This window comes from Wolbachia pipientis (assembly GCF_001752665.1).
Lineage (GTDB): Bacteria > Pseudomonadota > Alphaproteobacteria > Rickettsiales > Anaplasmataceae > Wolbachia > Wolbachia pipientis_A.
The window spans coordinates 47431-72029 of the sequence record NZ_MJMG01000006.1; the positions used below are offsets into that span (position 1 = coordinate 47431).

General features: G+C 31.5%; 15 protein-coding genes and 1 tRNA gene. 6 read left to right on the forward strand and 10 right to left on the reverse strand.

Translation table 11 applies throughout. The features are described 5' to 3' along the window. Positions 1-451 precede the first annotated feature (451 nt). Positions 452-3364, reverse strand: coding sequence for a DEAD/DEAH box helicase family protein (locus BIY23_RS02815; protein ID WP_070065037.1), 2913 nt, complete (start codon positions 3362-3364; stop codon positions 452-454). 159 nt (positions 3365-3523) lie between these two features. After that, a complete protein-coding gene (aspS, locus tag BIY23_RS02820; RefSeq protein ID WP_070065038.1) occupies positions 3524-5326 on the reverse strand; it encodes an aspartate--tRNA ligase in 1803 nt (600 codons plus the stop codon). Positions 5327-5497: 171 nt separating this feature from the next. On the opposite strand from aspS, the gene murJ reads away from it, so the two are divergent. Continuing rightward, on the forward strand, positions 5498-6964 hold the full coding sequence (murJ, locus tag BIY23_RS02825; protein ID WP_070065039.1) for a murein biosynthesis integral membrane protein MurJ: 1467 nt from the start codon (positions 5498-5500) through the stop codon (positions 6962-6964). After that, entirely contained in the window at positions 6961-9438 is a 2478-nt protein-coding gene (locus tag BIY23_RS02830; RefSeq protein ID WP_070065040.1) for an AsmA family protein, read from the forward strand. Before murJ ends, BIY23_RS02830 begins: the two co-directional genes overlap by 4 nt. Before the next feature lie 48 nt (positions 9439-9486). Here BIY23_RS02830 and BIY23_RS02835 read toward each other — a convergent pair whose 3' ends face one another. The 4 genes from BIY23_RS02835 to BIY23_RS02850 form a co-directional block, all read right to left on the reverse strand. Then, positions 9487-12366: a lipase family protein gene (locus tag BIY23_RS02835; protein WP_070065041.1), complete on the reverse strand. Its 2880-nt coding sequence runs from the start codon at positions 12364-12366 to the stop codon at positions 9487-9489. A gap of 36 nt (positions 12367-12402) precedes the next feature. Beyond that, on the reverse strand, positions 12403-14280 hold the full coding sequence (gene htpG / locus BIY23_RS02840; protein WP_070065042.1) for a molecular chaperone HtpG: 1878 nt from the start codon (positions 14278-14280) through the stop codon (positions 12403-12405). 429 nt (positions 14281-14709) lie between these two features. Then, positions 14710-15642, reverse strand: coding sequence for a hypothetical protein (locus BIY23_RS02845; protein ID WP_070065043.1), 933 nt, complete (start codon positions 15640-15642; stop codon positions 14710-14712). 81 nt (positions 15643-15723) lie between these two features. Further along, positions 15724-16449, reverse strand: a complete 726-nt coding sequence (locus tag BIY23_RS02850; RefSeq protein WP_070065044.1) for a WD_0702 family putative metalloprotease — start codon at positions 16447-16449, stop codon at positions 15724-15726. 72 nt (positions 16450-16521) lie between these two features. Here BIY23_RS02850 and dapF point away from each other — a divergent pair, with 72 nt between their 5' ends. Continuing rightward, on the forward strand, positions 16522-17283 hold the full coding sequence (dapF, locus tag BIY23_RS02855; RefSeq protein WP_070065045.1) for a diaminopimelate epimerase: 762 nt from the start codon (positions 16522-16524) through the stop codon (positions 17281-17283). Here the strand turns inward: dapF and BIY23_RS02860 are convergent. Together BIY23_RS02860 and BIY23_RS02865 are read right to left on the reverse strand one after the other, a co-directional pair. Further along, positions 17252-17968, reverse strand: coding sequence for an RDD family protein (locus tag BIY23_RS02860; RefSeq protein ID WP_070065071.1), 717 nt, complete (start codon positions 17966-17968; stop codon positions 17252-17254). The genes dapF and BIY23_RS02860 overlap by 32 nt on opposite strands. Before the next feature lie 25 nt (positions 17969-17993). Beyond that, a tRNA-Leu gene (locus BIY23_RS02865) sits at positions 17994-18076 on the reverse strand. Between the two features lie 98 nt (positions 18077-18174). Between BIY23_RS02865 and BIY23_RS02870 the strand changes: the two genes are divergently transcribed. Together BIY23_RS02870 and virB9 are read left to right on the forward strand one after the other, a co-directional pair. Continuing rightward, a complete protein-coding gene (locus BIY23_RS02870) occupies positions 18175-19614 on the forward strand; it encodes a replicative DNA helicase (protein ID WP_070065072.1) in 1440 nt (479 codons plus the stop codon). Positions 19615-19671: 57 nt separating this feature from the next. Continuing rightward, positions 19672-20463 carry a P-type conjugative transfer protein VirB9 gene (gene virB9, locus BIY23_RS02875; protein WP_070065046.1) on the forward strand — a complete coding sequence of 264 codons (792 nt, stop codon included), beginning with the start codon at positions 19672-19674 and terminating at the stop codon, positions 20461-20463. Here the strand turns inward: virB9 and recO are convergent. Continuing rightward, positions 20438-21166, reverse strand: a complete 729-nt coding sequence (recO, locus tag BIY23_RS02880) for a DNA repair protein RecO (RefSeq protein ID WP_070065047.1) — start codon at positions 21164-21166, stop codon at positions 20438-20440. The genes virB9 and recO overlap by 26 nt on opposite strands. Before the next feature lie 59 nt (positions 21167-21225). On the opposite strand from recO, the gene BIY23_RS02885 reads away from it, so the two are divergent. Next, on the forward strand, positions 21226-23103 hold the full coding sequence (locus BIY23_RS02885) for an ATP-dependent helicase (protein ID WP_070065048.1): 1878 nt from the start codon (positions 21226-21228) through the stop codon (positions 23101-23103). An 8-nt stretch (positions 23104-23111) separates the two neighbouring features. On the opposite strand, the gene BIY23_RS02890 is transcribed toward BIY23_RS02885, so the two are convergent. Beyond that, positions 23112-24485 (reverse strand): ankyrin repeat domain-containing protein, encoded by a 1374-nt coding sequence (locus BIY23_RS02890; protein WP_070065049.1) that lies wholly within the window; start codon positions 24483-24485, stop codon positions 23112-23114. Between the last annotated feature and the right edge of the window lie 114 nt (positions 24486-24599).

Consider the following 24599-nt stretch of genomic DNA (forward strand, 5'->3'; position numbering starts at 1 on the left):
TCCGCAATGGGTCTATTATTCAGTATAACAGTTGCTGAAGCTGCAACAAGCAGTAATTTGGATACATTACTATATTATGATAATGGAGCAGCTTTAAATGATTTAGGGAAATATCAATAAGCAATAAAAATTATGATCTAGCTATCAACATGGTTATGCAAAAGCATACCTTTATAAAGGAGACATTTAAAAAAAAGCGAAAACTGTATCAAATAATAGTAGAAAATGAGTTATATGATGTATGTGAGCTCGCTGTCATTTTTTCTTATAATTTACTCTTTTAGATTCCTAATGCAATCTCATCTACCATATAAGTGCACACTACCTAGTTTTTAGTATATTTTCGCGCAACAGGTTTTTCATTAAACCTGTTGCAAATATTATTTTTTTCAGAATAAGACACATACGTAAACAGACACAAAAATCCAATGTATGATGGCTTACTCCTAATTTAAATACCACTATACATTAGTGTATTGTTTAGATTTCCTTTTATACGCTCTACAGCAATTCCATTAATAGAAGATAGTGGAACTTTATCATTATTTAAACATTCAATGCTTTTTACTGCTGTACTTGCTACTGAATTGTTCGATATAGTTTTATTACTAATGATATTTGTAATATCACCTTTTATAATATCCAAAAATTTCTCAGTTTGATTAGAATGTGTACAAACATTCTTTGCTGCTGAATATAGAATATCTCGAACCTGAGAATACTGACCATTACGTATTTTATTATCTATAGCCGAGGAAATTGACATAGGATTAAAATATAAACTTGTCATTGTTACGCCAGATTTTTCAGCAGCATTTTTCAGCGCTTGCTCAAATTTTTCTATAATATCGTTTGTGATATACCACACATTAGCTTGTGTCTCTGAAGAAAATGAAGCCTGATCTACTGTATGAATATACTTTTGACCTGTGATTTTCATAGCAGCAACGCTTGCTAATAGCAATGTAGCACTTACATCAGCAGCATCACATTGAATTTGCGCTACTTCATGTGTTTGAGCATGTTCCGATGAAGCAATCAGGTTTTTTAAAGAAAAGTATAGCTGATTTGTAACACCTGTAATAGTATTAGTAACAGCACCTATCCAACCTGCTATAGGTGATGCTCTACTTGCTCCGTTGGTAATTCGATTATCATGACATAAAGGATCATATGCTACCAGATCTACTGTAGATTGTCTATTTCGTTGATATTCTTGGTTACCCCTCTCAAGTTTTGCTAAAATTTCCTCTCCTGATAATGCATTGATATTTTCAATATCTAAATAAATATCATGAGTTGTAAATACATCAAAAAATACAGACCCTCCTCTCCTATTACTTCTCCCAACTCTTCCCATAACTTGGAACAATAACATTGGATCTGATACGCTAGAATTGCTACTTGTTGATATTACTACAGCTTTATCAATTTTTTTGCTATCAAATCCAACTGCTAGCTCTTTTGAAATAATATACGGTACAAAACCTGACTTAATCATGCTGATCATATTTTTAATGTTACCCGTATTATCCTCAACAATATAAGATGCTTGGTAGCTGTTTCCTTCTTCATCAATACTCAAACGACTTATACCCTTATCTACGCTTTGGGAAACAACTACATCTTGTTTACAAAATGCTGCAATTTTTGGAAATGTTGTAAAAATATACTCATGCAGTTTTTTATCTGCAGGGTAATTACGTTTTACATTCTCTGAATATTCTGACCTAATACCATTTAACTCAACTATAGCATCTGTTATTTGTGAATTATAATTGAGAGTTTCATGAGAATCTGTAATCTTATATTTATCTTGAATAAATGTTTTTATTCCATCTTTAGTTACTATTTTACTACTTTTCTTATATTCATTTAGCGCATCAATAATATTACAAAGTTTTATTGAAGGCAGTAAATTGCGGACAGGTTGAGTATTCACATTTTCTTCTATTAATAATTCTATTCTATCGTCATTTAGTCCAAGGTTGAGTTCTTTAACAGCTCTGATCAATGACCTTTTACTCTGTTCTTCCCTTTCTTTCAAGGAACTGTTACTGAAAATAGCATCATAAATATTATCAAACTGGTCCTCTTCAGCTGCAATAATACCTACCTTATAACTCTGGCTGTCTAGTAATTGACTAACATCATTGATAAATGCCTGCGATACATTCCCTGTAACATTGCGAGTAGTACCAAGTTGCTCAACCATGTTTCCCTTTTTATTAAGTTTTACATATGTATTTTCTACTTTGTTGATGTAGTCTCGTGCTAGGTTTATTACTTGCACTGGTGCGAGATTTTGACTACTGTTTACAGTCTGACTTACCTCTTGTATATTACTAGATTTTATTTTACTGTGATGAATTATTGGTAATCTTCCAATTTCAAAAGCCACTTTTTCCTTTGGAGAAAGTAAAATTTGTTGCTTTATTCCCAAGCTTTTATTTAATAACGAGTCCGGAGTAGCAGTAAAAATAACCATTGCATTATGGCATGATAATTTACTTGCATTTTTTAGTAATTTAGGTTTTTGTGTTAATTCTCGCGCCTCATCAATACAGATTAATGCTGGACGATTTTCACTTCTTTCATCATATAGATTATTTACTGCACACCACTTTTCATTAAAAGCCTCTTCAAATGTTGAAGTAGCATATTCTGTATTATTATCATTCAAAGATAAAGCAAAAGCATCCGCAACTATATCTGGCAAAAACTTTCTATCAAAATCATGCATCTCTTTTTTTAACAGGTCAGTAGGAACTAGAGTAATGCATGGGATATTCGCAAAATAAGCCAAAAGTTTTAACAAAGCTATATCACCTGTTTTACCGGAACCAGGAGCTGCATTATTTGCTAATCTTAATTTTTTGCGAAGTGGTATATTATCAATTTTTAACATTTCTATCACTTTGTAAAAATTATGAAAACGTAGATTAAAAGGAACCATCTTGCCTAAACCACCTACTTTTACATCTTTTTGCCTTACTTCATCACGTACATAAGTAGCAAATCCCCTACTATCTTTCTTAGAAGGTATCTTCTCAAAAGAGACTTTACTACTAGCCCATAAAGCTATAATATCTTCATCAGAATACTCTGATACATGCTTGACTTCTGAAATAACATTGCTAGCTAAAGCTGTGAGTTCATAGCTACCATTTTCTTTATTATTATAATTAACTTGAATTGTGTACTGCGTATTGTTTAATTTTAGCTCTATTTCTGTGTTATTTTTATCTATTACTTCAGAAATAACACTTGATAATTTCTTGCCATTATCGCAACTTAATTCATCTAATTTGTACCATAGCAAATAGCTGTTATATACTTGTTCTGCTGCTTTAATTATGTCCATATATTAAACCCTTATTTTAACAAATTAATAGACCTTACAGTAGAATATATTTAAATTTTATTAACAACACAGTTTTACGCTCTGTAGATATAAACAGCTACTCAAGCAAACCACATTATAGAGGAAACAAGATTCACCAGTATAGTTTTATCAAAATGTTTATTCACATACCTTTAAATAGAGTTCACATAATTGGTGCTCATCTACTGTAGAAGGTGCCCCCATCAAAACATCTACTCCTTGCTGATTCATGGGAAAACAAATTATCTCACGGATATTTGCTTCATCAGTGAGCAGCATAACCATACGATCAATTCCTGGCGCTATACCACCATGTGGTGGAACTCCAAATCTAAATGCACGTACCAGTGCACCAAATTTTATATCTACCTCTTCTTTACTATAACCTGCTATAGTAAAGGCTTTATACATTATATCTAGCTTATTATTGCGAATTGCACCACTTGATAACTCTACTCCATTACACACTAAGTCAAATTGGTAAGCAAGAATATCTAATGGATTTTTTTCTTCTAAATCTTTTAATCCAGCCTGTGGCATAGAGAAAGGATTATGAAAAAAGTCTATTTTTTTATTTTTATCATCATATACAAAATATGGAAAATCAACCACCCAACAAAACTTAAATATATTACTATCAATAAGTGACAATTCTGACCCTAAGAGGGTGCGTACTTTACCAGCAATTATTGCTGCTTCATTTTCTTCAGCAGAAGTAAAAAATATGCTATCTCCAGGTTTTACATTTGCTATTTCTTTAATTTGATTTAACTGATGATTATCGAGAAATTTAGCAATAGGACCTTTTGCATTACCATCTATATCGAAAACTATATACCCTAAGCCTTGAGTACCAAATTCTTTTTGTGCATACTCTATTTTTCTATCAAAAAAGCTACGTGGTTCTTTTGCTGTATTAGGCGCTGGAATTGCTCTTACTACCATACCACTTTCAATATTTTTTTTAAAAACATTAAATTCTGAATTACGAAAGACATCTGTCATGTCACTAATTAATATAGGATTGCGCATATCTGGTTTATCAGAACCATACTTTAACATGGCTTCTTTATAAGTAATGCGAGGAAAAAATTGATCAACACACTTATTGGAAAATTTAGTAAATATACTATACATAGTATATTCAATTATTTGAAAAATATCTTCCTGAGTCACAAAAGACATTTCTAAATCCAATTGATAGAATTCGCCAGGTGAACGATCAGCTCTTGCATCCTCATCACGAAAACAAGGTGCAATTTGAAAATACTTATCAAATCCTGAAATCATCAGTAATTGCTTAAAAATTTGTGGTGCTTGAGGTAGTGCATAAAATTTACCCGGGTTTAATCTACTTGGCACTAAATAATCACGTGCACCTTCAGGTGATGAAGCAGTAAGTATAGGAGTCTGAATTTCCAAAAATCCTTGTTTTATCATCAGATCACGCAATTCCGCAATAATATGAGAACGTAAAACTACATTGTTACGGATTTTCTCACGTCTGAGATCAAGGAATCTATATTTAAATCTCATATTTTCTGGATATTCCTGTTCACCTGTTATACTTGCTAAAATACTTCTTTCTTCCTTTGCTATCTCCTCATTTTCCGCAAACTTTACTTCTGACTCAATATGTAGATAGTCCACTACAAGCTCAATTTCTCCTGTTGCTATTTCGCTATTTATCGTATCTGCTGTTCTTACTTTGACTATTCCTTGCACAGTTATGACACTTTCTAATTTTAGATTAGAGATTATTGAAAAAAACTCCTTATTATTATTAAATACTAATTGAGTAATTCCGTAAAAATCACGTAGATCTACAAAAATTAAATTACCATGATCACGTTTACGATATAACCAACCTGAAAGAGTAACTTTCTCTCCAATGTTATTTTTTCTTAATTCATTACATTTATGAGTTCTATAATAATTCATTCAGTCCTATTCTAACACGTAGGAGTATATAATTATATTATTATGTATACAAGTTAAACTTCCTTTAAAAGCTTTATAAAAACATATATAGAAAAGGGTAGCCAATAAGAAAAGCACTGGACCTAATTATCACAGATTTATATTATTTAAAATAAAATTATATATAGACTAGTGTTAAAAAGCATTTTTACATTTAGCTTTTTTACAGTTATTTCAAGAGTTTCAGGACTCATAAGAGATATATGCATAGCTAGAGTTATTGGTACTACTTATTTAGCAGATATATTTTTTTCTGCATTTCGCTTCGCAAACTTGTTTCGTGCATTTTTTGCTGAAGGGGCATTTACTACTTCCTTTATACCATTATATTCACGTCATAATGATAAGCAAGCATCTGATTTTGCAAGTAGTGTAATATTTATCACATGTATTATTTTATTGCTTTTCTGTTTAATCATACAAATCCTTCTCCCTATTCTCATTAAAGGATTTATTCCTGGCTTTGAACAAGACAAATTTTATACAACTGTTACTCTATCAAGAATTATGACACCATACATAATTTTTATTTCAGTAACATCATTAATAGGTGGTATATTACAAGTAAAAAATCATTTCACATCAACTGCAATTTCGCCAATTATTCTCAATATTTCTCTTACCGTAAGCCTATTCATGCCTTATATTAACACTCCAGTACACAATCTAGCAATATCCGTACTTGTTGGAGGGATCTTACAACTACTGTTAATAGTATTTAGTGCATACAAGCTAAATGTGAAATTTTCCTTAAATTTTAGTCTAAATGATCAAGTCAAACTATTTTTTAAACGTGTAATACCTGCAACTATAAATAATTGTGCTGCGCAAATTATTATATGGATTAATACAATTATTGCAAGCTTTCTACCAAATGCTGTATCCTACATATACTATGCTGATAGGTTAGTACAATTACCACAAGGGGTTATTGGTGTTGCAATTAGCACAGTGTTACTACCTATAATTTCAAAAAAAATTAATGAGAAATCAAACATTATAAAGATACAAAATAAAGCATTAATTATAGGATTAATATTTATTATGCCCACTACCGCTGCTTTCATCTTAATTCCTGACGTAATTCTACTTGCAATTTTTAATTACAGTATCAACTTTAACCATTGCGCAGTAGCTCCTGTTTTAACAGTCTTTTCTTTATCTTTACCCGCATTTGTTATTAATAAAGTACTACTGCCACTATTCTTTGCTCAGGGAAAGCTGAAAATACCAATGATATTTTCATTAATATGCTTAGTAATTAATATCATGCTAAATCTTTTACTGATAAATAAATATCAACACATAGCAATTGCCATTGCTACTTCTGCTTCTACATGGGTCAATTCTATCTTGCTACTTTACTACTTAAAAACATATAAAGCATACCAAATTAGCCAATCACTCTTATTAAGTATAATTAAAATTTTAATATCTACAATAGTGATGTCTATAGCACTATATATTATGAATTCTTTCCTAAGATCATTATTTTTTGATAAAATACTAATCCGTTTAGCAATTTTAATAATTTTAAGTATTATTATATATTTTACCACTCTATATTTAATTTTTCTAAGGCAACCTGAGGTAATATGAAATTTTCTATATATGCAATATTATCAATTGTATTGATAATATTTATTGCTCATATCACTATACTCTTTAAAGATTGGAATGGTTATAAAGAATATATAGCTCAAGAATTAAAGAAAGCATATGATGCTGAAATATATATAGGAGGAAAGGTCAAATTCTCATTGATTACACCAAAGGTAACTATTCATAATGTATATATACAGTATGGTACACACAAAGAGCAACATCTATCAGCACTGGTTAATGTAGATAAAATTGAAATAAGGCCTGTACTTTTAGCACTCTCTTTACAGCCAAAATCAATTACATTGTTTAACATGAAATGTAATAAAAAAAATCTATTTCACATAATAAATGTAAAGGCTAACGCAGACTTCATAATCAAAGATAGTTGTATTGATATAGAAGATAATACAGTGAGTATAAAGGAGATGTATATAAAGAAAAATAAAAAATTTACAGGTAATATTAAAGTAAATGACTACTATTATAACTTTTCTGGAAAAATTAATGACAAAAAAAAGAATCTCAACATTGTGGTTGAATCAAACCTAGTAAATTTAGTTTTCAAAGGTAATAAAGCTCAAGAAAAATTAAATGGCCAACTAGAATTAACAGTTAATAACAATTCCAATACAGTAAGCAATTTAATGAAATTATTTAAATTTAACTTACCTCTTTATTTTATACCTAATGAAAGCATCCATATTTTATCCAACGTACTTGTAAATAAAGATGAATTTCTTATGACAGATTTAAATATCAATTCAGATAGCGTACAAGCAAGCGGTATAATACACAATGATCGGAAAAGCAATCATACTAATATTATTATAAATTTTAGTAAAATTATAATGAAAAATAATCCAAATATAGATATCAAAGAGTTATTAGAATGTTTTAAAAATAGTATACCAAAAAACTTAAACTTAAATCTTGATCTAAAGGCCCCTAGTGTTAATTCTCAAGAAAAAAAAATACTAGATAACTTTAGCACTTCAGTAAAGTTTTCAAATGGTCAAGCAACAATCAATATACTTTTTAAGTTATCAGGAGCTAATAAGCTATCTAATATGTCAGGCACAATTTCAAGCAATGATATATTATCTGAATTTGATGGTGAACTTAATGTGACAGGCAGAGATTTTAGGTCATTAATACAGTATTTTTCCCCTTCAATGATAATACAAGAAAATGAGGAAAATGAGGAAAATGAATTTGCACTATATTCTCAATTGCATCTTGGCCCTAGAATATTATCTATGTCTGATATTTCATTATCTGTTTCGACACCAATAGATAAAGAATTTTTAAAAGGTGCAATTAAAATAAATTACACTAAAAAACATAATGTAGTTGGAGGAAGGATCAATATACACAACCTAAATATTAACAGATATAATAATCTTATTCATTTATCTAGAACAAGATGGTTAAAAAACTTCAAGTATAATATACATATAAAAACAGTCATAAATGATCTTACACTAAACAATATAAAAATCAAAAACTTAGATTTTTTATTAAAGATTAAGAAACACAAGTTAGCAGCCAACCAAATAAAAATAGAAGGGGAAGACTTTAATATGACAGGTGATGTACAACTGTCACTAGAACAAAAACATACAAAGCCGCTGTTAGATATTCATCTTACAGGAACGGAACTGAATGGAAACATTATTGCATTGCAAGATCTAATAGAAAAAACAAACAACCCTAGACAAAAAATACAGTGGTCAACACAAAAACTTGATTTTCTTAATAACATAGAACACTTTGATGCAAATATACATATTGATGCTCAGAAATTTCAATTCAGAGAGAAAATTTTAAAAGACTTTAATTTAGATGCATTTATAGAACATGGTACTGTTAAAATTAGGCAAGCAAATTATGAACTAGAAAATGGGAAAGTGCTTTTTCAAGGGTACTTGAAACCAGATTCAATAAACACATCATTTTCTATTTCAGATTTAGAAATTACAGGCATTGATAATATTACAGGCCTGATTAGTCTCATGGGTACAATTAAAACATATGGGCAAAGTATTATAAATTGGGCTGATAACTGTTCAGGAGAAATTACTTTAGGTGCACGAGAGCTTAAATTTTCTGGTCTAAACTTAAATGGATTGATAGTTAACTTACTGAGTAATAATAAAACTGAAATTACCAAATTTATACAGATAGATGTATATAAAGGTGATACAATTTTTAATGACATCATAGCGAAAACAGATATCAAGGGTGGTATATGTTCAACAAGCTTACAGTTTAACATTGATCAAGCATCTGGATCTGGAGTTGCTAATTTTGCTTTATCTAATTTTATATTACATTCTAAATTAGTACTATTTTTTATACCACAAAACTATAGCAATCCTGTTCAATTCGAAATGTATTTAGACGGTCCAATTTGGCTTCCTACTATACACTTTGAAACAGATAAGATACTTGCTATGCTAAAACAATAACCTTCCGCTATGCTTATTCCCTCTCCTTTCTTGCAGAAAAAAAAGGAATCAAATCCTTGAGATATAACATAAAGGAACCGCATCCTTGAGATGTGTTAGCCGCGCATCATCATTAAAATTCTTCTGAGGTAGTGGTGATGAATATGATATATATGCAGCAGTGCACAAAACAGCAACTAGCCCAGCAGCAAATGCCATTAAATACATTGTTTGTATTGCCAGAACAATTGAAGCAGTAGCACAGATTACTGCACCAACAATAAAACCGTTATGACACCCTTTATGACGAGACTTGTTACGCAAAATAGAAGGCTTGCCACTAATTTCTTGATCATATTTTTTAATGGTACAATCACTCACTTTTTTCGTTACATTTTTTTTTGTTTCAGAGTTAAGTGCAACCCTAACATGCTGTATAGAACTAGTTTCGTGATTCCATTCAGAATCCTCAGCTTCAGAATCTGTAGACTTTTTATTAGAACAAATAGTAGGCCCTTTAATTGAAAGGTCATTAACAGAAGTATTTATAACCGTACTACAAATATGCTCGTTAGTATCGTTACAGATAATACGCACATCAATAGACGCATTTTCATCATTTCCTTGCTGTGCAGTAGCAACCTGTTGATTATTTTCAACAACTACACTTGAGCCTACAGTAGACTGGTTATCATTGTTTTCGTTTTCCACAGTCTGTGGTTCTATATCATTAGTCACTATAGTGTTATTCTCACCATCAGAAACATTCTTGTGAGCTTCCCCCACAACACCTTGATTATTCTCAATAGCACCTTTATCATATTTTTCATCTTCTGCATTATTAAGAGCATTACCATCTGTTTGTGCTTCATATGATTTAGTAGACAGAAACATATGTATAGTAGATGGAATATTAATAGAACACGAAGCTCCTGCATTAGGCGCTATATTAGGCGCTATAAATTGTTGAGTAGAGCATATAATTTCTTCATTGACAGGCTGTTCTTGTTCAACAGAACGTTCTAGTGCCACAGTCTGTGGTTCTATATTATTAGTCACTATAGTGTTACTCTCACCATCAGAAACATTGTCCACCACTTCCTTGTGAGCTTCCCCCACAACACCTTGATTATTCTCAATAGCACCTTTATCATATTTTTCATCTTCTGCATTATTAAGAGCATTACCATCTGTTTGTGCTTCATATGATTTAGTAGTCTGCATAACAGACACAGTATATGATTCAGTAGTACGTATAACAGAAATAGTAGATGGAATATTAATAGAACACGAAGCTCCTGCATTAGGCGCTATATTAGGCGCTATAAATTGTTGAGTAGAGCATATAATTTCTTCATTGACAGGCTGTTCTTGTTCAACAGAACGTTCTAGTTCCACAGTCTGTGGTTCTATATCATTAGTCACTATAGTGTTATTCTCACCATCAGAAACATTGTACACCACTTCCTTATGATCTTCCTCCACAACACCTTGATTATTCTCAATAGCACCTTTATCATATTTTCCATCTTCTGCATTATTAAGAGCATTACCATCTGTTTGTGCTTCAGTAGTATGCATAACAGAAACAGTATATGGAATATTAATAGAACATGAAGCTTCTGCATTAGGCGCTATATTAGGCGCTATAAATTGAGTAGAGCATGTAACTTCTTCATTAATAATTAAACTATTCATTCGATCATAATAAGTATCTATAGAATGGTTCCTTTTTAATCCTGCAACCGTATACAACACTCTAGAAACGTTAGCTACCCACTGCTGAACCCACCCTCCTAACCACCAGGAAGTATCATCTGCATTCATATTTTTTTGATCCTCTTCTGCAGGATCTTGGTTATTTGCAATGGCATCTTCACTGTACTTTTCACCCTCTGTATTATTAATATTACCATTGCTTGTTTGAGCTTCACCTGGTTTAGTAGAGCGCACCATTGCATTCTGTAAAGAATTTACTTTATTAGCTAAAGGCATTTCAATACCTACATGAGTATAGTTACAGAAATATGTGTTCGGAGGAAAGGTTGGTATAATATCACATTCATACACTAGCCTATAACTATTTTCTTTCAGAACTGCATTGTAAACTTCTGCAGCCTCATTATCAAAAACTTTTGGACTGCCAAATGTTACAACATGTAAATCCTGCAAACCATATTGCTTGTTTAAGTGTAAGGCTGCTATCTGAGCAATTGCTCCTCCAAGACTATGCCCCACAAGATTAATTTTAAAATCTTTTAAGCTTAACTTAACTTTTCGCGTATAATCCCTCAACCTTTCTCTTTTTTCTTCGTTTTTTACATGAAACATCAACCTTTGTATCAGCTCAACTTCAATCGAAGTAAATTGTCGATGAAAACCACTATGTACGTTTCCTACACAGCCTGGGATAGTAGTTAGACTAGTATAACGCATATCTGCATCAGCCGCAAAATCATGCCTATCTTGAGTGCCTCTAAAAATTATGGTGATTTCCTTGTCTTTTGTGAAGTAATAATAAGCAAAATTTACCTTCCTCTCAAAAGGATAACGAGAATAATAATAATAATAATGAGCCTCACGAAGATGATACTTTTCCTCTCTCTCAAAATAATATCTATCCTTATAACCAGCTTTTTCCTCATCAGCTTTAGATAACCCTTTTTGATCGCTACAGTACACTAACTTACAAAAATTACACATTTTTTTCAAGTACAAAAGAAATGAAAGGTTGCTTAGATTAGCCGTTCCAGTAAAGCTTCCAGGAGTTTCACTAATTTGTGATAAGTTGCTAGGAGCAGATTCTATTGTAACGGTAGGCTCACTAGACTCTATACGCTGCTCACCACCACATATATGCTGATCAGTGCCCTTCTCGTATACACCACCCACCTCTTCATCATCATGAAATACATCAGCTACGCTTGAGTCAGCACTACACTTAGTCATAATTACCCTACTATAGAATATTCTTTTAGTATAATACTAAATGGTAACTTTGCAAAGTAAATTATTCAATTTTCTAGTAAAATCACTAATATTTTCTATCTCTTCTCCTTCAGCTATACAGGCTTGATAAAATAGTAAATATATAGTATCCTCTAGAATAGAGTTTTTACCATGATCAGTATAAGATTTTGTTATATTTTTTATAATGGGATGTTTGATATTTACTTCTAACACTTTTGGTGTACGGTAATTAAGTTGTTTTTGTTCACGTAAAAAACGCTCCATCCTAAGATCCATACCACCCTCATCAACAGCAAGACATATAGGACTATCAGCCAATTTCCTAGAAATTTTTACATTTTTCACTAAGTTTCCTAATACTTCTGTAAAATATTGTAATATAGAGTTTACTTCTTCATTTTTTTCATCTTTTTTTTCTTCTTTTTCTTCTTCTGAAGAAAATTTTTCCAAATCCACATCAGCACGTGTTACAGATTTAAACTTGTAATTTTTATATTCATGTACTACACTACTCCAGAAATCATCAACTGGATCAATCAATAACAAAACTTCCAAGTCCTTATTAACAAAACCTTCAAGCTGTGGACTGTTTTTTATAGAATCTGTGCTATTTCCAGTAAGATAATATATGTACTCTTGTCCAGGTTTCATTCTATTTATATAATCTTCTATCCCAACCAATTTATCATCTTTTGTACTATGAAATTTACATACAGACAATATAGCTTCTCTTTCATCAGTTGGCATAGCCTCGCATAACCCTTCCTTCAACACTGCACCAAAATTATTCCAAAATTTTGTGTATTCCTCCAAATTTTCCTTTGCCTTTTTACTAAGTTCAGAGATGACACGCTTAGTAAGCGAATTTTTTATCTGCTCAATAACACGATTACTTTGCAACGTTTCTCTACTGATATTTAATGGAAGATCTGGAGAATCAACAATACCCTTCAAAAAACGTAGATACTGAGGAATAATCTGTACGTTATCTTCTGTAATAAACACTTTATTTACATATAGTTTAACAGAACAACGTCTATCAGGATGAAATAAATCAAAAGGCTTGATAGATGGAATATAAAGTAGATTTATATACTCTATAGCACCTTCATTTTTATTGTGTAGTATCATCCATGGTTCACCACCTACATGTGCAATATTACGGAAAAACTCATTATGTTCTTCCGTGGTCACTTCATTTTTAGGTTTAGTCCAAATTGCTGCTCTACTATTTAACTTCTCGTTCTCCCCTTTCTCATTTATAAATTCAACAGGATAATTAATATGATCTGAGTATGTAGTCACTATATTTTCAATACGAAATTTATCTAAAAATTCAGCTTCTTCAGTACGTATTATTAAAGTAACTTTAGTACCCCTAGGTATCTGATCACTCAGTTTACCAACAGAATACTCCCCATTACCAGTTGATTTCCACACCCATGATTCTTCTTCCCCTGCTTTACGTGATTCGACTGTTACTTCTGAGGCAACCATAAAACTTGAATAAAAACCAACACCAAATTTGCCTATAAGGTCCATACTCTCATTTTTCTGCATCGCTTCCAAAAATTTTTGCGTACCTGAATTTGCAATTGTACCAAGGTTATCTATTAAATCTTGTCTATTCATCCCAATACCATTATCAGTAATAGAAAGCTGATTCTTTTCTTTATCAACGCTAATAATAATCTTTAATGGATCATTATAATCTAATAAATTTGGATTTAATTGAGATTCATAACGTAATTTATCACATGCATCTGATGCATTTGATATTAATTCACGCAAGAAGATATCTTTCTTAGCATAAAGCGAGTGAATTACTATGTTCAATACCTTACTTACTTCAGCATCGAATCTTAAATTTTCAGTTCCTTGTGTGTTCTGCATTGTGTGCCCTTTATTTTGCTATTATATCATAAATAATCACAAGTTTACAAATTTTCAAGTTCTAAATTGCAGCATTATCTATAATAAGTTGATATACATGTGCTAGAGTAATAGGGTCGCTAATATGGGATAGTTATATTATCTTAGTAAGTTGAAAAATATGCAATGTAAACATTGTAAATCAACTAAATACATTAAAGATTAAAGGCAGCTAATTATGCACCTTAGATACACTTAAATATCCTACATGTTTTACAAAAAAGTATTGAAAAAAGATATACCCAAGGTTTCGTCATTATTTATATCGATTTAGGTGCGAAACAAAAAATCCTAAATATATGGCAGAAATTACTCTCTATTTTTACGTTTAAGCTTGGTTTAGCAATACTTAAATTAGCTGTTACTTATACAAATGATGATATACCTAATTTAAACTACTGTAGCACTAGAGAAGAACATCTTAGATATCCCATTACGTGCTTCTTCTCTTACAGGTTTAATAACTACTTCATCTAATTTATGTCCTATAGGTTTAATAACTTTTTCACTGGCATAAGGCGTTATTACTCCTATTGCAGTACATATTAAAATTATTGGAAGCATGTTACACTGCGATACAAATATTGGAAAGACTAAATTTATAGCCACGGCCATGCTCAATCCAACCGGCAAGTTGATGATAGTATTAAACATATCTTTTGTAATAGATGGTAAGGTGTCTTTGTCACCATACAAAAAACCCACAATCTTAAATATCAACGGAGACATAATAGAGGTGACAGACATTACTAAGAAAGGAGCTTCTAGCCAACAAGCAATACCACTAGCTATACACCCTGCTATTGCTGCTAGTGCTATCTCCTTTACCACCTCCACGACTACCGTTACTTTGTCTATTCGCATATTTACAAGACCAAATACGACTGTTGTTAATACACCGGCGAGCGCGCCTTGTAGAAGTGAGAGTGGTATTAACCCACCTATACCTATGCCATGAAGCGAGAACGGTATTATGCAATGTATAAGCATGATTATGCAATGTATAAGCATGGCAACGCATACTCCAGATACTAAACCAATAGAAAGCATGTATAACCAATCAAAATTTCTATACTTTTTCTTTGATCCACTTAATCTACTGCAGTATATAATTATAGTAACAGTAATAGCAGATGCCATGATTGCGCTTACTGGTACTAAAGTGAGGCCACTCAAACATAGGCCACTCCTTATAACACCCCCAACTACTGCAGTTATCCATAGAAGCTGATTAAACTTCTTGTCATCAAACCCGTCGTCAGCAACTTGCCCGTCATCAATAACTTGTGTAACATCACTTTGTTGCTCTATGCTACCCTGCATAACTTGCCTTCCTTAATAATTTATAATTAAAGATTATAGCATGTATAATTTATGCCAGTCAACTTTTAGTTAATGAACAACCTAGTCTTCAAATATAGAGCTACTTCTTTTATTTTTAGGAGTAATTTTGTTGCCCCATTGAGTGCGTACTTTGTTTACATCTTGCATTGGAGTTTTATTGCTGTATATTTTCGTTGCATTATCTAATTTACTGATTATCAGTGGATCTAGATAACTCTTTTTCCATTGATTCGTATAGAAGAAAATTTTATCTAAATCATAAGTACGAATGAGATATTCTTTATCTTGCGGGTATATTTCCTGTGCCCAAGCAAAGAGTTCAAAAAAACGTGCAAATAATTCAGAGGCTCGTGATTTGACACTATCATAAGCTTTTATTTCTTTGAATATAACTTGATTAATTAATCTCTGTGCAAGTAAATTAGATTGTGTGAAATTTTGGTTCATATCTTGGTAAACCTTGTGAATAAAATCTTCTTCTAAACTCAAATTAAGTTCATTTTCAACCATGTGTGTAAGTTCATGTACTATTATGTAAGGGTTTAATTTTTTTAAAACTATTATATATCTTTTCATCCCTGAATGTTGTATCGTTTTACACAAACCTTCTTCCATAGAATATGTTGTTGGAGATACTTCAAACGACAATCTGTCTTGTTTTATTAAAGATAAAGTCAAATTAAATATATTTTTGAATTTCTCAAATTGGTAAAGATATTCTACGTAGTGTATGATATTTTCGCTGTTACCAACTCTGGTAGAGTGCTTAATTAAGTTTCTAATCATAGTCTTTTTTATAAAATATACTTGCTATAATTTTCCTTTTTATTAAAAATATGGCAAATAATATTAATTAAAATGTTTATAAAGATGCATGGTATTGGCAATAACTTTGCCATTCTAGATTTGCGCTTATTACAATGGGATTGTGGAAAAATCGCTGGTTGTAAAGATTATGATCAAATAATAGTCATTACTAGTTCTGGTGTAGCTGATTGTTTTATGCATGTCTATAATAGTGATGGTAGTAAGGCTGAGATATGTGGAAATGCAGCACGTTGTGTTGGATACCTAATGATGTTAGAGAAAGATGACGAGTATATAACAATCGAATTGATGAATGGGCGAATCTTGGAGTGTTTTAAAGTCGATGATAAATCTATCAAGGTAAATATGGGAAAACCATTATTTAAGTGGCATGAAATACCATTGTCTGTTGAATGTAATACTTTATATCTACCCATAGGGTGTCAAGGGTTGAAAGATCCTGCAGCTATTAATATTGCTAATCCTCATATGATTTTTTTTGTTGAAGATATAGATGCTGTACATTTACAAAATTTAGCCCCGCAGCTAGAAAATCATCCATTATTTCCCAATAGAACTAATGTTAGTTTTGCTAAAATAGAGAAATCAGGAGAAGTTATCCTGAAAGTTTGGGAAAGAGGTACAGGTGTTACCTCTGCATGTGGCAGTGCAGCGTGTGCAGCTTTTGTTGCGTCTGTGTTACGTGGATATATCACCAATCAACAAACCTTTATACATTTACCAGGTGGTAAATTGTTGATTGAATGGGAAGATGATGTATTTATGACTGGTGATGTGGACTTCCTAGAATAATATGGTTGTTTAAACTGTTACTAGTTACAACTACTGTGCCAGCAATTTTATCATGCAAAGCTTGGCGTTGTTTATCAAAACTTGCCCATATATAATTTAATGGTAGTGGAATTACTGATACAATTAAAAACGCAACAATAAACTTTATGTCAGGATATAATTGTGTTAATACGAGCATTATAAATATTGGCACTACCGATAATACAATCAAAGCAACTAAAGCAAGAAATCGTTTTATTGCTTGCTTTAGTGTTATTTTCTTAAAAGTATTAGCATCCACTACTCTTAATCCGAATAATAGCTTTCCTGGTGTAGCAGAAAATTTTAACCATGTACATAATATATAACTAAAGAGCATAATACACTCAAATATTTTTACAAAAATTGATACTATGGCTACTTTATTACGTGTAGTTGTCTCTGCTTCAGATAAAGGTAAACCTAGTTTATATTTTTCTACTGTCCGGATTAATATTTCTTGATTCATAATTAAATTATCAAAAAAGTTGTGCATATATGAGAAAATGTTAAGGATACATATAATAATTATGAGATCCACTAATATAGATATGTAACGTCTTATTCCCGCGACATAACATATTCCTTTCTCATTCTTTTTTTGGTTTGAAATTGAAGTTACAGAAAAAAATATAGAAATCAAACTTTGAAAAAATCGATATAACATAAAAAGCAATATAGCACAACATAAGTGCCCCTGACCGGACTTGAACCAGCATGCTCTTGCAAGCAGCAGATTTTGAGTCTGCCGTGTCTACCATTTCACCACAGAGGCTTAATCCTAATGCTATATGCAATTGCACATTAGTCAAGTATAGGGCTTTAAATAAAAACCAAATACTTTACAATAATTATCAGCACTTAAAGAGTAAAATGAATAAGTTGGTCCATTTATTAAATAAAGAAGCGTCAATATGTCAGCTACCATATAATATTGAAGCTGAGCAGATGTTAATCGGTGCAATGATACGTGATAATAGGATCTGTGACGCTGTGGAAGATGTAATAACAGCAGAAAATTTTTATGATCCTTTACATCAGAATATCTTTACTCAAATTTCTAAAACAAGAAAGCACGGTATCGTTGCTAATGAACTGAGCTTAAAAATGTTTTTTGAGAACAACCAAATTTTTCATGAATGTGGAGGTAGTGAATATCTTACAAAGCTTGCAGCAAAGGCAAGTATTGCACTGGATATATACAGTTTAACTAGGATAATCCGTGATGCATATTTGAGAAGATGCTTGATTAAGCTGGGTCAGGAAATAATTAATGACAGTTATAATTGCGATGTCGAAAGTTCTGCACAAGTACAGATTGAACAAGCAATGACAAAATTGTTTAATTTAGCAGTGAAGAAGTATGATGACAAAAGGTATATAAAGCTTGAAAGTTCAATAAAAAGTGTAGTTGAAAAAATTACTCTATTAAAACAAAATCCTGAAGCTTTGGGCATCACAACAGGATTTCAAGATTTAAATCATCTGCTGGGAGGTTTACAAAAGTCTGATTTATTGATTTTAGCTGCGAGACCCTCTATGGGGAAAACAGCAATGGCATTAAATATTGCCTTAAATGCATGCAAAGTTTTACACACAAACTTTGATGGACAACGTTACATAGCATTTTTTTCACTTGAAATGTCAGCAGAACAGTTAACTGCAAGACTCATTACAATAGAATCAGGAATCAGTTATTACAAAGCTTTAACGGGCAAAATTAGCGATTTTGAATTACATGAATTTATTAATACTAGTACTAAATTATCATCATTACCCTTTATAATAGATGACACTCCTGCATTATCAATTAATGCGCTACGTACAAGAATACGTTTACTATATCAGCTTTATAACATAGAAGCTGTATTTATTGATTATCTGCAATTGATCAGAGGTACTACAAAGAGAAGCAGTGAAAATAGAGTGCAAGAAATATCAGAAGTAACACAAGGGTTAAAAGCAATAGCAAAAGAATTAAATATTCCTGTTGTTGCTCTTTCACAGCTTTCACGTTCTGTTGAACAGCGAGATGATAAAAAACCTCAGCTTGCTGATTTGCGTGATTCAGGAAGTATAGAGCAAGATGCAGATATAGTAATGTTTTTGTACAGGGAAGAATATTATGAATTAAGAAAACAACCGAGTGAGGGTAGTAATAAACATAGGGAGTGGCAAGAAAAAATGGAGAAAATCAGAAATATTGCAGAACTTATGATTGCAAAACAAAGAAATGGTCCTATAGGCAGTATTAAATTATATTTTGATTCTAATCGTGGTGTATTTAAAGACTATACTGAAAGACATAGTTGAAAACTATTGCAGTTCATATTCACTTATGATAGCATTTAAGACTTATATATTAAAACTATGAATCGCTTGTTATGTGTTATGTTGTTAGTTTTGTGTTGTGGTACTATATTTGCAAAGCAGGAACCACGATCAATATCTGGGGATGATCATATAAAAGTGATAAGTTATAACCCGCATGCCATACATAAATATACTGGTTTTTATGGTTATCAATCTAGTATACTTTTTGAGCCAGGAGAAGTAATACAGAGCATTACCATGGGTGATTCAACTGGTTGGCAGCTTCATCCTCAAGGTAACAGATTGTTTATTAAACCAATAGATGATATCGCTGATACTAATGCAACTATTATCACCGACAGAAGAATTTATTATTTTGAGTTGCATGCTGAAGAAGCAACCGGACTAGACGATCCAAGATTAGCATACGAGGTAAGATTTCTCTATCCTTTGTTCGATGATGGGTTATTTATGCACGGTGGTGACGTTTTTAACAAGATTCACAATACAAATACAGCGATCCCTGACTTAAGCGATATTGAGGTGATAAAAAAGGGCATTAATTTTAATTATTCTATTTCACATATTAAGGGTAGTGAATCTATAGTTCCAATTAGAGCATTTGATGATGGGAAATTTACTTACTTACAATTCCGCAAGAATTCTGAATTTCCAGCGGTTTTTGTTGTTAATTCTCATGGATATGAATCTTTAGTAAACTTCCGTACAGAGGATGATTTTCTGATTGTTGAAAGAGTAAATTCAGTGTTTACTTTAAGGCATGGTTCAAGTACTGTTTGTTTGTTTAATGAAAATATACCTTTTAAAAAGAGCAAAAGGTCTCGGTAAGCATCAAACTTCTAGCTTCTGGAAGCTTTACACTTAATTGTAAAAGTAGGTAYTTATTTAAAAAGTATCCAGTAATTTTTAGTCCAGATTGAAATTCTGAATAAGAATAACTGTTTTGTATATTATGGTTATATATATCATATAGAATCTGCGGAAATGGGAATAACTTATCTGCATAAGATATTCCTACTGCTGTAGATACTGCTCTACCTGTTTTTGGCGAAATAAATTTTAAATTTTCTGTTGTACCTGTTACAGCACATTTAGATAAATCTAAATTAAATCCTAATTGTGTTAAGAGTGAAAGCTCTAAATCAATATAGTGTCCTTGCCACATTTCATTATCTTGTTTCATTATATGAATAAAATGTAAAAAGTGACCGTACAGTAAAGAGTAAGATTCTCCCTCTGGCAGCACTTTTTCTAAAATAGAAGCAAAAGAAATAATTGCAATGTTTTTTAACCTATTATGAAAAAAATGATGTAAGGGAGATTCTATTAATTCACATTTAAAGAATCCTAAATTTTCTGGTAGTCTTGCATTCCATTCTACATCTAGTAAATTGCTTATTTGAAACTTATTACTTACTAATTTTGCTAACCCTTTACGCCTGCCATGGTTTTGTGTAAATAGGGAAATAATTAGATTTTTATCACCATGTTTTTTAGTTGATATAATAATGCCTTCATCTCGCCATTTCATAAAAATCTTTACAATATTGTAGTCATGATGTTAACTGGTTGAAAATAGCATTATATCGTATGAGTAGCAACTTAAATCCAGAACAGCATTCAGCTATGATCAACATAGATGGGCCGTTATTAATACTTGCTGGAGCTGGTACTGGCAAGACTAGAACCATTACTGCAAGAATAGCACACATTATTAATAATTATTATGCCTTTCCTGAACAAATATTGGCTGTAACATTTACAAATAAAGCAGCTGCGGAAATGGGTTCTAGGGTATTTAAGCTTACAAATGTAAATGTGCCATGGCTTGGGACATTTCATGCTATTGCAGCAAAAATTTTGCGTAAACATGCGGAATTGGTAGGCTTAAATCATAATTTTTTTATTATTGGCATTGATGAACAGTTACAGATTATAAAAAGTATCATGAATGATGTAGGCACACTCATGGAAAAATATAGTACAGTTGTAAATGCAATCCAAAAATGGAAAGAAAAATATCCTGAAACAGTAGAGTTTAAATCAGATCTTATATCAAAAGTATACTATAAGTATCAAGAAAGGCTGAAGTTTCTTAATTCTGTTGATTTTGGTGATCTGTTGTTATACAACATAGAGATTTTTAGCCAGCATGATGAGATATTGTCGTATTACCAAAATAAATTTAAGTATATAATGGTAGATGAGTACCAGGATACGAATACAATACAGTATGTTTGGCTTAAGTATCTTGCACAAACGCATTCAAATATTTGTTGTGTTGGAGATGATGACCAATCAATATATAGCTGGCGTGGTGCAGAAGTTGAAAATATTTTAAGATTTTCAGATGATTTCAAAAATGCAACAACTGTCAAATTAGAACGTAATTATCGCTCAACCTTTCACATACTTTCTGCTGCATCACGTATAATCAGTAATAATAAAGCCAGATTAGGCAAGAGTTTGTGGACTCAAAGTACTGGTGGTGATAAAATCAACTTAGTGAAATTGTGGGATAGTAGAGCTGAAGCAAGGTTTATTAGTGAACAGATATTAAAGCTTAACAAATATAAGTTCAGCGACATTGCAGTTTTAGTCAGAGCAACTTTTCAGACCAGAGTGCTTGAAGAATATTTTATAAAGTATTCAATCCCATATAAAATGATCAGTGGCATGAAATTTTATGAACGTCAAGAAATTAAAGATATAATTGCATATTTAAGACTCATTATTAATAATAATGACGATCTTGCTTTTGAACGTATAATAAATCGCCCAAAAAGAGGTATAGGTACAACAACTCTCAAAAAAATCTATACGGTTGCTAGCGATCATAGGATATCTTTTTTTGAGGCAGCACAAATATTGATTGCCGATGACCAGGCGACAGAGAGAGTTAAGCGTTCGCTCGATGATTTTATTAATAAAATTAAATTGTGGCAAAAAGTAATAAATACAAGAGCACTGCATGATTTTGTTGGAAGCATAGTTGCACAATCTGGATATATAGAAATGCTAGAGGAGGATGGTGCGACAGGAGTTACTCGTATAGAGAATGTAAGAGAGCTTATTTCATCTTTAAAAAACTTTGAAAATGCTCTAATTTTTTTAGAGCATATAAGCCTTGTGATGGAAGTGGATAATATGAAAGATGATGACAACGTATATGTAATGACTCTTCATGCAGCTAAAGGGTTGGAATTTCCATGTGTATTTTTGCCAGGATGGGAAGAAGGATTGTTTCCACACCAGAGATCTTTTGATGATAGGAGTGGCAAGGCATTAGAAGAGGAGAGAAGACTTGCATATGTAGGAATAACAAGAGCAAAGGAAAAGTTAACTGTTTCATATGTAGATAAGAGAGAAATAAACAATCAATGGCAAACAATGAGTGTATCCAGGTTCGTTAAAGAATTACCCAATAAAAATATAACTGTCATTAAAAGTAATGCTGCTTATTATTGATAAGTTATTTATTCTTGATCAACCATGTTTTGTACAGAGTGACTAAACACACAGCTTTCCAATTTTTCTTTTATTTCTTGGTATATCTTAGTTTTTTCTCTATATTGCGCTATAAGCCTCAAAACAAATGGTAACCCTATAATGGTCGCGCTTAAAGCTAACATAATCAATATATGATGTCCTTTATATCTATTATGTTGTTCTGCAAAATAAAAAATTAAAAATCTGTGGAATTTCTCGTAAATTTTTTCTTTATTACAAGATTGTTTAATAAGCAATTCTATAGGAGTATAATTATTATTACATTTTATGTTAATATCTGCTCCTTCAATAATCAATAATTGTGTGATGTTGAAGTGGTTGTTTTGAATTGCTACATGTAATGCAGTATAGCCGTATGAGTCACGTATATTCATATTTATTTTATATCCTAATAATATTTTTATAACCTCTATATGACCTTTTTTAGCTGCTAAATGTAGTGAAGTTTTACCACACTTAGTAAGAGCATTAACATTAAATTTAAATTTCAATAAGAGTTTTACTGCTTCAAGATTACCAGTATAACTGGCTTTATGTAGTTTTATACTATTACTATCGTTGAGTGTAATTCCTTTTGATATGAAAAATTTCATCATTTTTTCATTATTATTTTCTACTACGCAATCCAGTGGATCAAAACCCTGTTTATTTTTAACTGCAACAAGCTCTTTAAACTTTGCTTGATCTAGCTTTTTAGCAATGAATTTAACAATTTGTATCTGGTTATTATATACTGCTAAAAACAGTATAGTATTATCTTCTGCGTCCTTTGCGTATATATTTGCTCCTTGTTTTATTAAGTATTCTAGAATTTCCATTCTACTCTTACAATGTATTGCGTATTCAAATACTAGCGAAAACAATGGTGTATGTGAGTTATTGTCTTTGGATTCAGAGTTTGCTCCTTTATTAATCAAAATTTGTACACTTTTTTTAGAACCGTATAGTGAAGCTATGTGTAGTGGAGTATATCCTTCTAAAAGATTATGCACGTTTACTTTTGCCCCATTTTCAATTAGCAAATTGATCATTTCTATATCATCCTGCAATATAGCAAGATGCAATGGTGTAAATCCATTTTTATCTTTTGAATTAACGGTTAACTTGCTAATTAAGAGTTTTGCAATTTTTTTATGTCTATGTATTACAGCGTAATGCAGAGAATTTCTGTGTTCTGTATCTACTGCATTGAAGTCTACTTCATGCTCAAGTAAAGACTTTACTCCTTTGAGATTACCTTCTATTGCGAATTCATGTAAAAGAGTAATACCGTTATTATTTTTTGAATTAATGTCAAAACCACTTTCTATTAACTGGTTTATATCTTCTTTGTTACTCACACTTTACCACTCTCACCATGTGTAATGGTATTACTATTTAATTAAATTTTGGTGAATTTGTTTGTTTAATCACCGTTTTATGTCAGTAATACCATGAATGCTACTTGCTATCAT

Bases quoted from the DNA above. Each gene is read 5' to 3' on its own strand.
- BIY23_RS02860 (WP_070065071.1), bottom strand. From the start codon at position 17,968: ATGTTATATCGATTTTTTCAAAGTTTGATTTCTATATTTTTTTCTGTA.
- aspS (WP_070065038.1), bottom strand. From the start codon at position 5,326: ATGAATTATTATAGAACTCATAAATGTAATGAATTAAGAAAAAATAAC.
- BIY23_RS02835 (WP_070065041.1), bottom strand. From the start codon at position 12,366: ATGACTAAGTGTAGTGCTGACTCAAGCGTAGCTGATGTATTTCATGAT.
- BIY23_RS02885 (WP_070065048.1), top strand. From the start codon at position 21,226: ATGAGTAGCAACTTAAATCCAGAACAGCATTCAGCTATGATCAACATA.
- BIY23_RS02845 (WP_070065043.1), bottom strand. From the start codon at position 15,642: ATGCAGGGTAGCATAGAGCAACAAAGTGATGTTACACAAGTTATTGAT.
- htpG (WP_070065042.1), bottom strand. From the start codon at position 14,280: ATGCAGAACACACAAGGAACTGAAAATTTAAGATTCGATGCTGAAGTA.
- BIY23_RS02815 (WP_070065037.1), bottom strand. From the start codon at position 3,364: ATGGACATAATTAAAGCAGCAGAACAAGTATATAACAGCTATTTGCTA.
- virB9 (WP_070065046.1), top strand. From the start codon at position 19,672: ATGAATCGCTTGTTATGTGTTATGTTGTTAGTTTTGTGTTGTGGTACT.
- BIY23_RS02830 (WP_070065040.1), top strand. From the start codon at position 6,961: ATGAAATTTTCTATATATGCAATATTATCAATTGTATTGATAATATTT.
- dapF (WP_070065045.1), top strand. From the start codon at position 16,522: ATGTTTATAAAGATGCATGGTATTGGCAATAACTTTGCCATTCTAGAT.
- BIY23_RS02870 (WP_070065072.1), top strand. From the start codon at position 18,175: ATGAATAAGTTGGTCCATTTATTAAATAAAGAAGCGTCAATATGTCAG.
- BIY23_RS02850 (WP_070065044.1), bottom strand. From the start codon at position 16,449: ATGATTAGAAACTTAATTAAGCACTCTACCAGAGTTGGTAACAGCGAA.